The organism is Vibrio echinoideorum (genome assembly GCF_024347455.1).
GTDB classification, from domain to species: domain Bacteria; phylum Pseudomonadota; class Gammaproteobacteria; order Enterobacterales; family Vibrionaceae; genus Vibrio; species Vibrio echinoideorum.
In genome coordinates this window covers 492,005-507,300 of the sequence record NZ_AP025483.1, presented here as the reverse complement: position 1 = coordinate 507,300, position 15,296 = coordinate 492,005, and the positions used below count along the sequence as shown (strand labels likewise).

Annotated in this window: 17 protein-coding genes and 1 other RNA gene; 8 read left to right on the top strand and 10 right to left on the bottom strand. The window is 44.5% G+C overall.

Features of this window, described 5'->3' with window-relative positions:
* Positions 1-94 precede the first annotated feature (94 nt).
* The 5 genes from lepA to rpoE all read right to left on the bottom strand — a co-directional run bounded on the left by lepA (position 95) and on the right by rpoE (position 4,680).
* Positions 95-1,888: a translation elongation factor 4 gene (gene lepA, locus OCV36_RS02485; protein WP_017075389.1), complete on the bottom strand. Its 1,794-nt coding sequence runs from the start codon at positions 1,886-1,888 to the stop codon at positions 95-97.
* A 137-nt stretch (positions 1,889-2,025) separates the two neighbouring features.
* Entirely contained in the window at positions 2,026-2,496 is a 471-nt protein-coding gene (locus OCV36_RS02480) for a SoxR reducing system RseC family protein (RefSeq protein WP_135457205.1), read from the bottom strand.
* Positions 2,493-3,455, bottom strand: a complete 963-nt coding sequence (rseB, locus tag OCV36_RS02475) for a sigma-E factor regulatory protein RseB (protein ID WP_135457207.1) — start codon at positions 3,453-3,455, stop codon at positions 2,493-2,495. Before rseB ends, OCV36_RS02480 begins: the two co-directional genes overlap by 4 nt.
* Complete coding sequence (locus OCV36_RS02470; RefSeq protein WP_004735378.1) at positions 3,452-4,075, bottom strand: sigma-E factor negative regulatory protein; 624 nt, start codon at positions 4,073-4,075, stop codon at positions 3,452-3,454. Before OCV36_RS02470 ends, rseB begins: the two co-directional genes overlap by 4 nt.
* A gap of 26 nt (positions 4,076-4,101) precedes the next feature.
* Positions 4,102-4,680 (bottom strand): RNA polymerase sigma factor RpoE, encoded by a 579-nt coding sequence (gene rpoE / locus OCV36_RS02465; protein WP_004735377.1) that lies wholly within the window; start codon positions 4,678-4,680, stop codon positions 4,102-4,104.
* Positions 4,681-5,067: 387 nt separating this feature from the next.
* Between rpoE and nadB the strand changes: the two genes are divergently transcribed.
* The gene (nadB, locus tag OCV36_RS02460) at positions 5,068-6,684 is read left to right on the top strand and encodes an L-aspartate oxidase (protein WP_017075393.1); all 1,617 of its coding nucleotides are present in this window, start codon (positions 5,068-5,070) and stop codon (positions 6,682-6,684) included.
* 83 nt (positions 6,685-6,767) lie between these two features.
* Here the strand turns inward: nadB and OCV36_RS25455 are convergent, their stop codons facing one another.
* Positions 6,768-7,187 carry a protein YgfX gene (locus OCV36_RS25455; protein WP_315972782.1) on the bottom strand — a complete coding sequence of 140 codons (420 nt, stop codon included), beginning with the start codon at positions 7,185-7,187 and terminating at the stop codon, positions 6,768-6,770.
* A complete protein-coding gene (locus OCV36_RS02455; RefSeq protein WP_017075394.1) occupies positions 7,135-7,395 on the bottom strand; it encodes an FAD assembly factor SdhE in 261 nt (86 codons plus the stop codon). The genes OCV36_RS25455 and OCV36_RS02455 overlap by 53 nt, the downstream gene beginning before the upstream one ends.
* Before the next feature lie 167 nt (positions 7,396-7,562).
* On the opposite strand from OCV36_RS02455, the gene ygfZ reads away from it, so the two are divergent.
* The 3 genes from ygfZ to OCV36_RS02440 all read left to right on the top strand — a co-directional run bounded on the left by ygfZ (position 7,563) and on the right by OCV36_RS02440 (position 9,754).
* Positions 7,563-8,534 (top strand): tRNA-modifying protein YgfZ, encoded by a 972-nt coding sequence (gene ygfZ / locus OCV36_RS02450; RefSeq protein ID WP_135457209.1) that lies wholly within the window; start codon positions 7,563-7,565, stop codon positions 8,532-8,534.
* A gap of 4 nt (positions 8,535-8,538) precedes the next feature.
* Positions 8,539-8,973, top strand: coding sequence for a YbaK/EbsC family protein (locus OCV36_RS02445; protein ID WP_135457211.1), 435 nt, complete (start codon positions 8,539-8,541; stop codon positions 8,971-8,973).
* A 574-nt stretch (positions 8,974-9,547) separates the two neighbouring features.
* Positions 9,548-9,754 carry a DUF1107 domain-containing protein gene (locus tag OCV36_RS02440; RefSeq protein WP_004735370.1) on the top strand — a complete coding sequence of 69 codons (207 nt, stop codon included), beginning with the start codon at positions 9,548-9,550 and terminating at the stop codon, positions 9,752-9,754.
* Positions 9,755-9,938: 184 nt separating this feature from the next.
* Here OCV36_RS02440 and OCV36_RS02435 read toward each other — a convergent pair whose 3' ends face one another.
* Genes OCV36_RS02435 through OCV36_RS02425 form a run of 3 tightly spaced genes read right to left on the bottom strand, consistent with a single transcriptional unit; the run spans position 9,939 to position 12,953 of the window.
* Positions 9,939-11,162: an FAD-dependent 2-octaprenylphenol hydroxylase gene (locus OCV36_RS02435; protein ID WP_135457213.1), complete on the bottom strand. Its 1,224-nt coding sequence runs from the start codon at positions 11,160-11,162 to the stop codon at positions 9,939-9,941.
* 12 nt (positions 11,163-11,174) lie between these two features.
* Entirely contained in the window at positions 11,175-12,353 is a 1,179-nt protein-coding gene (gene ubiH / locus OCV36_RS02430) for a 2-octaprenyl-6-methoxyphenyl hydroxylase (protein WP_135457278.1), read from the bottom strand.
* A gap of 24 nt (positions 12,354-12,377) precedes the next feature.
* Positions 12,378-12,953, bottom strand: a complete 576-nt coding sequence (locus tag OCV36_RS02425; RefSeq protein WP_017075399.1) for a YecA/YgfB family protein — start codon at positions 12,951-12,953, stop codon at positions 12,378-12,380.
* A gap of 308 nt (positions 12,954-13,261) precedes the next feature.
* Here OCV36_RS02425 and zapA point away from each other — a divergent pair, with 308 nt between their 5' ends.
* The 4 genes from zapA (at position 13,262) to rpiA (ending at position 15,129) form a co-directional block, all read left to right on the top strand.
* A complete protein-coding gene (gene zapA, locus OCV36_RS02420) occupies positions 13,262-13,570 on the top strand; it encodes a cell division protein ZapA (RefSeq protein ID WP_004735366.1) in 309 nt (102 codons plus the stop codon).
* 11 nt (positions 13,571-13,581) lie between these two features.
* A non-coding RNA gene (gene ssrS, locus OCV36_RS02415) (6S RNA) lies at positions 13,582-13,764 on the top strand.
* 6 nt (positions 13,765-13,770) lie between these two features.
* Entirely contained in the window at positions 13,771-14,370 is a 600-nt protein-coding gene (locus tag OCV36_RS02410; protein WP_135457215.1) for a 5-formyltetrahydrofolate cyclo-ligase, read from the top strand.
* Positions 14,371-14,472: 102 nt separating this feature from the next.
* A complete protein-coding gene (rpiA, locus tag OCV36_RS02405; protein WP_017075401.1) occupies positions 14,473-15,129 on the top strand; it encodes a ribose-5-phosphate isomerase RpiA in 657 nt (218 codons plus the stop codon).
* Positions 15,130-15,296: the final 167 nt, after the last annotated feature.

Sequence of the window (15,296 nt, the reverse complement as noted above, 5' to 3'; positions counted from 1 at the left end):
TATCCCTTAAATTTCATTTCTTTAAAAATAACGAAAGTGAAAGAATAGCGAGCTACTCTTCCACTTTCAATTATTCGTTTAATGCTGGATAAAGTTAGTCTTTACCAACATGAAGAATCGCTAAAAATGCTTCTTGAGGCAGTTCAACGTTACCAATCTGCTTCATACGCTTCTTACCTTCTTTTTGTTTCTTAAGAAGTTTCTTCTTACGACTGATATCACCACCGTAACATTTTGCGATTACGTTCTTACGTAGTTGTTTCACTGTAGAACGAGCAATAATGTGGTTACCAATCGCAGCTTGAATCGCGATATCAAACATCTGACGAGGAATGAACTCTTTCATTTTCTCAACCAGTAGGCGACCACGAGACTGTGCAATGTCTTTATGCGTGATGATCGCAAGTGCATCAACCGTTTCGCCATTTAGCAATACGTCAACACGAACCATGCTCGACATTTCAAAGCGTTGGAAATTGTAATCCAGTGACGCGTAGCCACGAGATGTTGATTTCAAGCGGTCAAAGAAATCTAGAACTACTTCTGCCATAGGAAGGTCATAAGTCACAGCAACTTGGTTACCGTGGTAAACCATGTCGACCTGTACGCCACGCTTCTCAACACATAGTGTGATTACGTTACCTAGGTAATCTGAAGGCACAAGAATATTACAACGAGCGATAGGCTCACGAATCTCTTCTACATCATTAGTCGCTGGCAGTTTTGCTGGGCTATCAACATAAAGGATGGCGCCATCAGTTTTTACAACTTCGTAAACTACGGTTGGTGCCGTCGTAATTAAGTCTAGGTCGTATTCACGTTCTAAACGTTCTTGAATGATCTCCATGTGGAGCATACCCAAGAAGCCACAACGGAAACCAAAACCAAGTGCAGCCGAGCTTTCTGGTTCGTAAAACAGTGAAGCATCGTTCAGGCTTAATTTGCCTAGTGCATCACGGAAGTTTTCGTAATCATCAGACGATACTGGGAATAGACCCGCGTATACCTGAGGCTTCACTTTTTGGAAACCAGGTAGACGTTCTGTGCTACCGCCTTTCGCAAGCGTCAACGTATCACCAACTGGTGCGCCAAGGATGTCTTTAATACCACAAACAACCCAACCAACTTCGCCAGTATTTAGCTCAGTGGTATCGATTTGTTTAGGTGTGAAGATACCTAGACGGTCAACACCCCAAACTTGGTCTGTCGACATAACTTTAATCTTGTCGTTCTTCTTCAGCTTACCGTTTTTAATACGAACCAAAGAAACAACACCGAGGTAGTTGTCGAACCAAGAGTCAATGATCAGTGCTTGTAGAGGCGCTTCTGGATCACCTTCCGGTGGCGGGATAGCCGTTACGATGTTCTCAAGAACATCATCAACACCTAAACCTGTTTTCGCAGAACAACGAGTCGCTTCCATCGCATCAATGCCAACGATCTCTTCGATCTCTTCAGCAACACGATCTGGTTCAGCAGCTGGTAGGTCAATCTTGTTCAAGATTGGCACCACTTCCAGTTCCATTTCAATAGCGGTGTAACAGTTAGCTAGAGTTTGTGCTTCAACACCTTGGCCAGCATCCACTACAAGTAGTGCGCCTTCACAAGCGGCTAGAGAGCGAGATACTTCGTAAGAGAAATCTACGTGTCCAGGGGTATCGATAAAGTTTAGTTGGTAAGTTTCACCGTCTTTCGCTGTATAATCTAAAGTCACACTTTGCGCTTTAATTGTAATACCACGCTCGCGTTCTATATCCATAGAATCGAGGACTTGAGCTGCCATCTCACGTTCACTTAATCCTCCACAAACTTGGATTAAGCGGTCAGAAAGGGTCGACTTACCGTGGTCGATGTGGGCGATAATCGAAAAATTACGAATGTGCTTCATAGGCTTGGTGTGACTAAACTCTTTGAATAGGGATAATAAGAAAGCCGCTGTGTTTCCAATCTGTATTCAGCATTGGTGGCGGCATTTCAATCAAGTTGGCAGATTCTACCGAATTTAAGTGCAAGACGCATCATAAATTAGACGAGAGGCTCACCTAGGATTCGAATCAAGACGACTTCTTGCTTGGATTTGTCTTCCATTGGTTTGGCTAACCGCTTCGCGAGGGCAATACCACCAGCGGTAAATAGAGCAGCACAGAGTATCACTATCCCCTCGCCCCTTTGGAGTAAGGGTTGTAACAATAGTTGTCCAAAACCAGCACCAATCATCAGCATGAAAAGTGGGATAAGATAAACGATAGCCGCGGACTGAAGCAGGCTTTTTTCTGGGAAGCCAATTTCTACAATTTGCCCGGCTTTAACAAGGCTTAGAGTTTTCAACTGCCAAAACAAAGATTTATTGCCAACAGCTTTGGTAACAATACCGGTGCCGCAGCTTTTTTGAGAAGAACAACTGCTACAACTGGTTTGTTGTTCGCAGCTCAGTTGAACAAAATATTGCTTACCTTTTTGTTCGACTGAGCTAACAGTAGCCAGCGCGGTCATCATTGCGCTGACGCCTGTTTATTGAACTTTACAGATTGAGCAATACGCTTGGCCGTTGCTGGAGGAATATCTCCAACCACAGATATTTCTTTGTCGCCAACCACTAAGCTATGTAAGGTTCTGCGACCCTGGCGAACCAATTGCCCTTTCAATGAATGCTCATCTTTATCGGCTATATACACCGAAAAGCTAAATAGTCCATCACTGAAAAGCTGACTTTCGACCATTTTATCGGTCGTCGCCATTTGATAGCGACTGAGCTCTTTCGACTTAAACCCTTCAGGAATCCAAGACGCTTGCCAGTTAGTTTCGCTCACAAGACCTTCAGGTAGTGACAAAACCTTCGGCAGTTGAGCTTGATTTAAGCCCCCCATAGCCTCGGCAATCTTGTCATTCACCACATAAGATATTGTGCGGTATTGTTCAAGGACTTCGCCATCACGATCAAGAAGATCGGCACGCAATGGAAGACTCGTTTTTTCATCGACCCAGACAACGTAAGAGTATCGAAGGCCATCTTTTGGCACCACTCGTAACACTTGTGTTGTCGTACCCGCTTCACGCGCACGCCCGACCTTAACAAAATCGTAGTACTCGCTAAGAGAATCGATATCTCTGTTAATCATCGAAATGACAGGCGCAACCATGCTGCCAGACTGAATCGTAAATGGCTCTGTACCCGGTTCAATGTAGCTAACTTCGTTACCACGTCGAATGACTTCACGGACAGGGCCGCTTAAGTAAACAAGGTGAGCAAGTTGTTGGTCGTCGTTAACCGCATGGCGATAAACAAGAGGTTCAATACTGCTCTTCTTTATCAAGATATAGGAAAGTTCGTAATTTAGATGCTGACTGGCCTCGTTCATTTGATGTAACAACGCCTTTGCAGTAATTTCCTCTGCAAAGGCTGTTGGAGACATCAAGCTGAACAGTGTCAGTGCACTGACCAGGATTTTCTTCATTCAATGTCCGATTCTAGATGTGCATCTTGCATTGGCGATGCATCACTGTTTAATCTTAGCTGCAGCTCATAATCTTCTAGCATTGCATGAACGCGTTTGCGCTGCTCTTGCAAGTTAGCTTCAGATGCCGGCTTCTCAACAGAGTCACGCGTTAAGCTTACTGGTTCCGCAGAACCCGCAAATGGAATCGTCTGGAGTACAGGCAACTGCTCTGGCGCAGCAGGGTCGCTGCCACCATATTGTTGAACACCTAGTACAACGACTAGTGAGACACACGCTGCCACGGCAACTTGTCCAAACTGTTGTAACCACGCTGGAAGCTGACGCTTCGCTTGCTGAGGTTTAGGTTGCTCTTCAATTGGAGCAACAGTTGGTTCAACATGCACTTGGTGCAGGTTCGGCATTGCACTATGTGCAGGCTCGTTATCAAGCGCTGCCGCAACACTGTTAGCAATGTTCCACTCTGGAGTTTCTGGCGCATCCCCACGCATAACATCACCAATTAGATGGTAACTCTGCCAGGTATCCATGCTTTCTTGATCAGATTCGAGATCTACAATGAGAGCTTTATCGATCGTTTCACCATCCATGAGTGCCGAAAGCTTTTCTTTATCAGCCATTATTTTCACCATAATTATTACAAGTTCTAGCGTTGCAAAAGAGGCTTAATTTTCTTTTCCACCGCTTCACGAGCTCGGAAAATACGCGAACGTACGGTTCCTACAGGGCAATCCATTACTTCTGCAATCTCTTCGTAGCTCAAACCTTCGAGTTCACGCAACGTCATTGCAGTTTTTAAGTCTTCCGGTAGCGCTTCAATCGCTCCAAAAACGACTTGTTTCAATTCGTTTGACAGCGTTAAGTTCTCAGGGTTCGATATTTCTTTTAACGCGCTGCCTGTTTCGTAATATTCTGCATCTTCTGCATCTACATCTGTTGCTGGCGGCCTACGGCTTTGGGCAACGATATGATTTTTAGCGGTGTTCACGGCAATTCGGTACAACCATGTATAGAAGGCACTTTCGCCACGAAAGTTAGGTATCGCGCGGTAAGCTTTAATAAAAGCTTCTTGTGCTACATCAGGTACATCACCGGAATTATTCACGTATCGAGAGATAAGATTACAGACTTTGTTTTGATACTTAACCACTAATAAGTTAAATGCCTGCTTATCTCCACTCTGAACTCGCTCAATCAACACTTGATCGGTTAGCTGCTCGTTCATTCGAGCGGGTACTCCTATTGTTATAGCCCTTACCTTCGCAGATATGGGTACTAATTATGCGAAATGTAGTATTGACACCACCGTCTACAAGAGCACTATTGTGACTAAGCCAAATACTGAAAGTTCCAACTTTCTTAAAATTATTTGCCATTATTGTTTCACAATGTGATGTAATAAAAATAGTTATCCCTATCAATTTGGGGAAACTTGAGCAAAAGCAATGGTATTGAGCAATTAAATATTTCTAGATAGCTGTCTATATCTTGATTCTGCGTAACGTTTTAGGATGACTCGGGAGATTATAACAGTCTTACCGCAACTCCTAAAACAAGACAAGGTCAATTGAGAGTGGACAACTCGACTATAGCCCGGGATTGAATAAGTTTTATGAACGCAAACCGTGAACATCAGTGTGATGTATTAGTGGTAGGAAGTGGTGCGGCAGGCTTGTCATTAGCCTTACGTGTAGCTGAACATGCAAAAGTAATTGTATTGAGCAAAGGACCACGCAGCGAAGGATCGACGTATTACGCACAAGGTGGTATCGCCGCGGTGTTCGATGAGTCGGACAGTATTGAGTCTCATGTAGAAGATACTCAAATTGCTGGGGCTGGGTTATGTGAAGAAGATACCGTTCAATTCATTGCTGAGAATGCAAAAGAGTGTGTGCAATGGCTGATTGATGGCGGCGTTCCATTTGATAAAGATGAGAACAGCACCGAAGGCCAACCAAAATATCACCTCACTCGTGAAGGTGGACACAGCCACCGCAGAATCTTGCACGCTGCCGATGCCACTGGCATGGCAATGCAAACCTCACTACAAGATAACGTCAATAATCACCCAAACATCGAGATCTTCGAGCGCCATAATGCCCTTGATTTGATCACTGAAGATAAAATTGGTGGTTCGAAAGACAAGGTTATTGGTGCCTACATTTGGAACCGCAACCAAGAGCACGTTGAAACCGTGCGCGCTAAATTTGTTGTACTTGCAACTGGCGGCGCTTCAAAGGTTTATCAATACACATCAAACCCAGATGTCTCTTCAGGCGATGGTATTGCTATTGCTTGGCGTGCGGGTTGTCGTGTCGCAAACCTTGAATTCAACCAGTTCCACCCAACATGTCTGTTCCACCCAGAAGCACGCAACTTCTTGCTAACGGAAGCCTTACGTGGCGAAGGTGCATACCTACGCCGTCCAGATGGTTCTCGTTTCATGAAGGACTTCGATGAGCGCGGTGAACTGGCTCCACGTGATGTGGTTGCTCGTGCGATTGACTTCGAAATGAAGCGTTTGGGTGCAGACTGTATGTATGTCGATATCAGCCACAAACCTGAAGAATTCATCACGACGCACTTCCCAATGATCCATACTCGTTTGATGGATTTGGGGATTGATATGACCAAAGAGCCGATCCCTATCGTACCAGCCGCTCACTACACTTGTGGTGGTGTCATGGTCAATAAGCAAGGTCAAACCGATCTAACGAATCTGTATGCTATTGGCGAAGTGAGCTACACCGGCTTACATGGTGCGAACCGCATGGCGTCAAACTCACTGCTTGAATGTGTTGTTTATGCTTGGGCTGCGGCAAAAGATATCGTAGAGAACATAGACCAACCTCAACTGTGCTCAGAACTGCCAGCTTGGGATGAAAGCCAAGTTACCAACAGTGATGAAGAAGTCATCATTCAACACAACTGGCACGAACTACGCCTGTTCATGTGGGATTACATGGGTATTGTTCGAACGGATAAACGTCTAGAACGTGCAATGCGCCGTATTCAGATGCTGCAGCAAGAAACTCATGAGTACTACAGCTACTTTAAGGTTTCCAATAACCTGCTTGAGCTGCGTAACTTATTGCAAGTCGCTGAGTTAATGGTTCGTTGTGCGATGCAACGTAAGGAAAGCCGTGGCCTACATTACACGTTGGATTACCCTGAGCTTGCTAAAGACAGTGGTCCAACGATTCTTACACCAGAGAAAGACCAGTTATAGTCACTTAGCCTTAGCTATTTAGATTTAACTATTTAGTTAAGAGCAATCAAACGAAAAGGAGCTAAGTGCTCCTTTTTCTTTGTCTATCGTTCTCGTTGTAAGTTCACCAGAAAATGGCGATATTCACGATCATGACAACTGTCTCGCCATATCAATACCGAATGCCCGCACTCAAACTTCAACTTAATGAAAAACTGCGCCCAGATCTTATCAACCGACTTTAGAATATAACGTTGGTCATTCAGTCGAATTTCACCATCTTCTTTATAATCAAAACGCCCTTGAGCACTGTTCAGAATTACGTGATTCGTTATAAATAAGTTAATGATTAAGGATAAACAATAGAGAGCAACGACGAGAGGAATGGAAGAAAAGACAGTGACAAACAAAAGGCACCCGAAAACAGTGCCTTTTGCAAATAATGCGAAATATGAAGGGTTAAGCTGAAGCTTAACGAACCTTGCTGAGGTTATGCGCGACAATTTTATCAACCATTGAAGCATGGCCTAGATTTTCACTGCGCCCATGTCCCATCACCCAAGTAAACAAATCTGGGTCATCACACTCAAGTAGAGAAACAAACTCGCGCTGTTCCTGATCTTGTAACGAATCAAAACACTCTTCAAAAAATGGCATGATAACAACATCAAGTTCTAACATGCCGCGACGGCAACCCCATTTAATTCGTGCTTTCTGCTCTGCAGTGTACATTGGCTATCCTCACCTATAATTTTTCTTTCTCGGAGTGTAACAAGTCACACGCTCTGCAACTACTATGTGAGTCACAGTCCCTATCTAAGCTCACAAAAAAACCTAGGCTGACAAAGAAACAGAACCGGATTAACATAGAGCCAAATAAAATTCTTAGGAAAGATAAAATGGATTGGAAAAACACATTTCAGCCGCTCGCTCACACACAAAATGATTCACTTCCAGAACTGATGATGACTCACGTTTCTGATTGGAGTGCCATTACCATGATAGGCGATGACAAAAAATCGTACTTACAAGGTCAAGTAACATGCGATGTCGTCACTCTTCCTAATGATGAATCTACATTAGGCGCGCATTGTGATGCAAAAGGAAAGGTATGGAGTATCTTTCGCTTGTTCCACCACAACGGCGGCTACGCACTTATGCAGCCTAAATCTGCGATTGAAGTCGAGTTAGTTGAAATCAAGAAATACGCTGTATTCTCTAAGGTTGATATCGAGCAGACCTCAGACGTGGTTATCGGAATCATGGGCACTTCAGCGAACCAATACGTTGATTCGATTGCAGAGGGTCAAGGAAAAGTGCGTACTATCTCTGGTGGCACTGCCGTTCAGGTATCTGACAACCGTTGGGCTCTACTTGTTACGCAAGAAGCAGCAGAGGCTTTGGTATCAAGCAGCTCAGCTGAAAAAGTATCGGAAGCGCTTTGGCAGTATCATGAAATTCTTGATGCTCAGCCTAACCTATCGAAGGTAGAGCAAAACGAACATATCCCTCAGGCGCTTAACCTACAAGCCATTGGCGGTATCAGCTTTTCAAAAGGCTGTTACACAGGTCAAGAAACGGTTGCTCGAGCCAAGTACCGCGGCATGAACAAGCGTGAAATGCGCATTGTTTCTGGAACGACTTCAGATGTACTGTCTCTAGAGAATACGATTGAACTTGAACGTAGCGTTGGCGAAAACTGGCGTGGCGCAGGACGACTATTAAACGTGTATCAATTTGCTGATAATCACGCGATTGGTTTGATGGTACTACCAAACAACCTTGATGACGACGTTCAGCTTCGACTGACCGCGCAGCCTGATCAAACATGGAATATCCTGTCACTACCTTACAGCCTTGACGACGAGTAACCACGTGGAAACACTGATTACACAATGGCTGGATCAACAGCAGGTGAACTATCGCCTGCTGATGCAAAGTAAACCAACCACCAGCATAGAAGAAACAGCTCAAGAGCGAGGTATCGACGCCTCTCAAATGGTGAAGTGTATCCTGCTCAAGGATATGGGCAACCAATATGCGTTGGCCTGTACTGCTGGTGACCGCTCAGTCGACCCTAAGAAAGTACGCTCGGTACTGAATTGCCGTCGAATGACCTGTGTATCACTCGCTGATGTTGAAACGATCACAGGGTTTAAGGCTGGGTGTGTTGGCCCTCTTGCTCTAAAGAGATACATGCCGATCATTTTTGATCCTTCTCTGCAGAACAACGTCTTCGTGACGATCAGCTCTGGCGATCGAATGGCTGGCATTGCGTTGGATCCCAATGATCTTATGGCCCGTTGCTGACATCAGTCGATGATCTTTTCGATCGTGTCATCGTTCGCAAACTTCATTAAGCTTTTTCATTGAATACATTTTTAGTGTGAGCTTTGTCATAAGAAAAACACACAAATAGTAAATAGTTAATCAAAATAAAAGCATAAGTAGTCACAAGGGTGAATTTGCGTTATTGTAAATTCACTGGCTAGCCTTTAGGCAAATCAGTACAAGTGAATCCACTGAGTAACATCAGTATCCACTTTTGTGTAATGCATCTGTGACTATTCGCCCGTTTTAGACGGGCTTTTTTTTGTCAAAAATTTACAATTTGATTACACAAACAAAAAAATCCCGCCTATTCTTATACTTGTAACATTATCACTGCTTAATACCGGACAGGAAAGTTCACAGCAGTTCACTACTCAGTATTATTTTGGGGAGGAGCTCACGTAAAAATAGATATTTACTGAAGAAAGTGCTTAGAACAGCACAAATATCTAATTAACGTCAACTCTACTGCATATTACTCCATGCTTATCACAATTATTATCTCGGAGTTTTTCTATAATATGCAGGCTAGGTAAATATAAGGATAATTAAAATGAGACTGTTTAAGCGCTATACACCGAGTATGATTGCTAAACATGTAAGTCGACTTTTCAAAGGACGAATCTACATTTACGGCGTAGGAAAATTTGAGTTTGATAACGGTAAACTCGTGCTACCAGACCGAGCAGAAAGACGTCACTTTCAAACGGTAAAAGAAATAAATAGTGAAATCATGAAACTGCGCTGCGCATACGCATGATCTGATTATCTACAGAATTAAAAACAAAAAGGGTTGGCATAATGCCAACCCTTTTTTCGTGTTCATGATTGAGCCAATGGCAATCAGATCCAGCTACTAACCATCAACAACGGCTCACCCGTGCGCGACTATTGATTTGTGATTTGTGATTATTGATTATTGATTATTGATTATTGATTCACGACTATTGGTGCGTAACTGGACGCTTGGCTAGATCGGGAAGATTGCCTGACAAACCCAGTGCTCGCTTCATGATCTCATCTTTCGCACCCGGTAATTGGCCAGCTAGCTTCATACCGATACCACGAATCAACTTCTTGGCTGGATTATCACCTTCAAACAGATCTTTAAAGCCCTGCATTGAAGCAATCATCTTGGCCGCCTCAGCTTTTCTCCAACGCTCATAGCCACGAAGGTTACGCTTGGTACCAATATCCTCACCAGCAGCCCATAGCGTTAATAGCTCTTGCGCTAAGCTTGCTGCATCAAGTAAACCGAGGTTCACACCCTGACCAGCTAATGGGTGAATGGTATGCGCCGCATCACCAACTAGAGCAACACGTTCTACAGCAAAATCACGCGCATAACGCATACGCAATGGGAAGGCAAAACGTTCACCAACCACCTCGCACAACCCTAACTTTGCATCAAACTCCGCTGTTAGCTGTTTATTAAAGTCAGCATCTGACATTGATACAAGCTTCTCGGCACGATTTGGTTCAGTCGACCAAACAATTGAACTCATATTCGTTGGCTGCATTGGCAGGAATGCCAACGGCCCTTGTGGTGTGAATATTTGACGAGCAACGCTGTGGTGCGGCTCTGTGGTCTTAATATTCGCGACAATCGCGCTGTGGCCGTAATCCCAATGTGTTAATGGGATATCTTGTTGTTTGCGAACCCAAGAGTTTGCACCATCAGCGCCAACAACCAATTTAGCTGTCAGTGCTTGGCCATTATCTAGCGTTAACCATGCTTCACTTTCACCAATCGCCATCGTTTTGCACGTTGCAGGCATGTATAGGCTAACGTTGCCTTGCTTCTTAACCTGATCAAGCAGGGCCAATTGAATCACACGGTTTTCAACAATGTGGCCAAGGTTAGCTTGAGCCAAACGTGTCGAGTCAAATTCAATGCGAGCAAAGCTATCTTGTTCCCATACTTCCATCGCTTGGTACGGTGCAGCACGTCTTTGTTCAATGCCTTGCCATGCGCCTAGGTTACGAAGGATCACTTCACTAGAGCGACTCAGAGCTGACACACGAACATCCGGCAGTTCACTAAGCCCTTCACTGGGTGCTTTACCTTCAATCACAGCAATTCTCAAGTCGCTGTCTTTCAGCGCTACCGCGAGTGCTAAACCAACCATGCCACCGCCAACAATGGCGATATCAACACTTTGCATCATTATTTTTCTACCTTATCTTTCTACTAGGCCAAGCGTATGACGCAAAAGTGGACCTTTAAGGGGTGGGAGGTTATCGATGACAGCTAACCCAAGATTACGCCCAATACGAGCGGTCAAAAAATCGTTTGAAAACAGGTGGACTAAGCTTGATGTCAGCGTAATCGTGGTTTCTCTGTCTTGTTCTCTACGCTTTCTAAAGTTAACAAGACCAGTATAACGACCCACGTCATCCAATTGAGTACACAGCTCTTCAGCTAATGAAGCGACGTCACGAATACCGAGGTTAAAGCCTTGTCCCGCAATAGGGTGAAGCGTTTGAGCGGCATTGCCTACAATCGCAAAGCGATGAGAAATATTCTGCTGACGATGACGAAGAATCAATGGATAACTCGCACGCTTGCCTACCTTCTCTAATCGGCCTAGTCGCCAACCAAAGTCACTCTGCAGTTGCTCAATAAATTCGTTGTCGTTTAGGGTCATCACTTTTTGCGCTTGCTCCGGCGACAAACACCAAACCAAAGACAAACGGTTACCACTCATCGGCAATAGAGCGACTGGCCCATGATGAGTAAAACGCTCAAACGCTCGACCTTGATGCGGTTCACTCGCCACGATGTTGGCAATCACCGCAACTTGGTCAAAGTCATGTTCACTCAATGAGATATTGAGTTGCTGACAACAGGTAGAGATAGCCCCGTCAGCGGCAACCAATAACTTAGTTGTTACTGTTTGCCCACTTGTTAGCTCAATCGTCGTTAACGATTCATCACATACCACTTTACTGACAGATTCAGGGCAAAGCATCGTAATTGCGGCTTCAGATTCAAGCTTTTGCTGATAGATTAGACCGACATCCGCCAACTCCACCACATAGCCAAGCGCATCAACAGCAAGCTCTTCACTGTAGATGTCCGTCATCCCGGCATGCCCTCTATCCGATACATGGATATCTTTAATTGGGGTCGCTACCGGAGCGATAGATTGCCAAAGGTGCAAAGAATCGAGGATCTGCACCGTGCCATAAGACAAAGCAATCGAACGAGAATCAAAACCAGGGTGAGCTTGACGATCAACCTGATAAGGCTCTACTACCGCTATCGACAGCGAACCTTGACTGAGGTGATTAAGAGCAAGGGCTAAGGTCGCCCCCGCCATTGCGCCACCAGCAATTACAACATCATACTGAGCCATCATAACCTCAAACCGACAAGCGGATTAATGAATGGTTGGAGCCGCATCTTCAGATGGGCGTGCACCGAATTCAGCATGAATGGTTAGTGCACACGCTTTTACGTGTTCAATAACGTGCTCTAGAAGCTGCGCTTGCTCTTCCATATCATCTTCTTCATCGATACCCAGTTTTGCCATCTCTTCAAGATCAGCCAAAGCTTCTTTGGTACCGTCAGACGCTTTATTCAATTGAGCGCCAACCAAGCCTAAGCCAGAAATAAAGTGGTTAATCCAATCAGACACACCGTCCGCAAGATCAAACAAGCTTGCGCTTGCGTCTTCGTCAGGCAACAACATAGACAGTTCCATGCCTGAACCTGTGATTTCGCTGGTCGTTACTTTTAGCGTTGCTTCCGCAAGCGTTAATGCGCGATCTGGCCAGCCCATACCTTCATTGGTGTAATCAAAGATCAGTGGTTGCCAGCTTTTATCTGCTAGGTTTAAGCCTCCGCTCAACATACCCGTTAATAAACCATGCATCTCAGCAGGATTTACGGCTAGGCTTGCCGATTGAAGTTCAGTCGCAACCGTTAGGTAGTCAGGTAAAGTCGTTTCGCTCATCAGATAGCTCGCTCAGTTATTCTTTATATCGATAGTATAATCGTACCACTTCACCCTAATTCTGGTAAGCGTCGATCCCAAGCAATTGAAGGATGACTGACTACCAATTGTTCAATTTGCTGAATTACTGTGTGCTCAAGCTCTCATTTACAAACAGTCACTCTGAAAAGCTTGAATCTTAATAGCGGTTTACCTATAGTTTCTCCCTCAGAGGAGATTGCTTCCTCATCGGTACTTGCACTTTTTGTTTCTCAAAAAATGATAAAGTGTAATAGCCTTAAAATAGCGCGTAAAAGAGTTCATCCATCATGAGTAATCAAGCGGTAGACGTTGAAATATTAGGAAAACTGACTCGAGTGAATTGTCCCCCAGGGCAAGAGGAGTCATTGATTGCAGCGGCGGCCGATCTTGATAATCGATTGAAAGAGATGGCTGAACGTACTAAGGTAACCAATGAAGTGAAGCTGCTAACGATCGCAGCTCTGAATATTTGCTACGAATTACAAACTAAGAAGTTTGAAGCAAACGACGAACAAAACGCACTGACCGAGCGAATGGAACAGCTCACGACATCACTTTCAGATGTCCTCAGTAAAGTTAAGCACGGACAGCAATAGCGTACACAAAATTTACCCTGGAGTGTTTGTCAGAGGATTCACGTCCCCGAGCCGATAAGCAATCCCTAAGGGTTAGTACTTGAGTGCTATTGAGCATGCTCGGTCCGCCGAGAAGCCTACGGTAATCATTGCTGATCCGCCTTGAACTCGCTGGTTCAAGGGCCATCTATTCTCAACGGCACTTTGGGGTATCCCTTCTTATGAAGACGCTCACACGCAGCGAATTTCGCAAACAGATCCGTATCAAACGTAATGCCTTATCTGGTGACCAACAAACTCAATCCGGTTTAGATTTAGTCCAGCAGTTCACTCAACTCAAAGAGATCCAGCTGGCTCAGCATATTGCACTCTATATCTCTATTGATGGTGAACTCGATACTCAACCTCTGATCGAATGGTTATGGGCGCAAGGTAAACAAACTTATTTACCGGTATTGCACCCCTTCTCTGCCGGACATCTGCTGTTTCTACATTACTCTCCAACCACACCCACTGTTTTTAATAAGTACGGAATCGTTGAACCTCAGCTGAATCAAATGCTCGTCAAACCATGTCAACAACTCGACCTGATTCTCACACCACTGGTTGGCTTTGACTCTCAAGGTCATCGCTTAGGCATGGGCGGCGGTTATTACGATCGCACTTTGGCTCGATGGTTTGAGACTGGCAAAGGCGCAACGCCAATTGGTTTGGCTCATGATTGCCAGCATGTCGATACACTGCCAACTGAAGAATGGGACATTCCGTTACCTAAAATCGTGACTCCGAGTAAGACTTGGCAATGGGAAAACAACCATTAAAGCGCTATAATCGCGCCGCAAACGTTAACCTCGATATCCAAACGTTAACTTCAATACGCGAACGATTAATTCAAAGCGCACGACCTTATTCAGGAGAATGGCATGACTCAAGATGAAATGAAAAAAGCAGCTGGCTGGGCAGCACTTCAATATGTTGAAGAAGGCAGCATTGTAGGTGTAGGTACTGGCTCAACAGTAAATCACTTCATCGACGCACTTGGCACAATGAAAGACAAAATCAAAGGTGCGGTTTCAAGCTCTGTCGCTTCTACTGAAAAACTAGAAGCGCTAGAAATCAAAGTGTTTGAATGCAACGACGTGTTCAAGTTAGACATCTATGTTGATGGCGCAGATGAGATTAACGGTTCACGCGATATGATCAAAGGCGGTGGTGCTGCTTTGACCCGTGAAAAAATCGTTGCCGCTATCTCAGACAAGTTTATTTGTATCGTTGATGGTACGAAAGCAGTTGATGTGTTGGGTAAATTCCCACTGCCTGTTGAAGTTATCCCTATGGCACGCTCATACGTTGCTCGTGAACTGGTAAAACTTGGTGGTGACCCAGTTTACCGCGAAGGCTGCACCACTGATAACGGTAACGTAATCTTAGATGTTTACGGTATGGCTATCGAAAATCCAAAACAGCTAGAAGACATCATCAATAGTCTCGCTGGTGTAGTGACGGTTGGTTTATTTGCTCACCGTGGTGCTGATGTGGTTATCACAGGCACGCCTGAAGGTGCAAAAATTGAAGAATAAATAATAGAAGATTGAGTTTTTCTGTTACTTCATTACATACGGTGCCCAAGGGCGCCGTTTTTTTTGCTTTTTGCCTGTAAAATTATGTCTTATTCCGTAATTTTCTTACCCAAAACATTTTTTTTTTGTTACTTTATTGTTCAGAAGACGCACAGGGAAAACGTTTG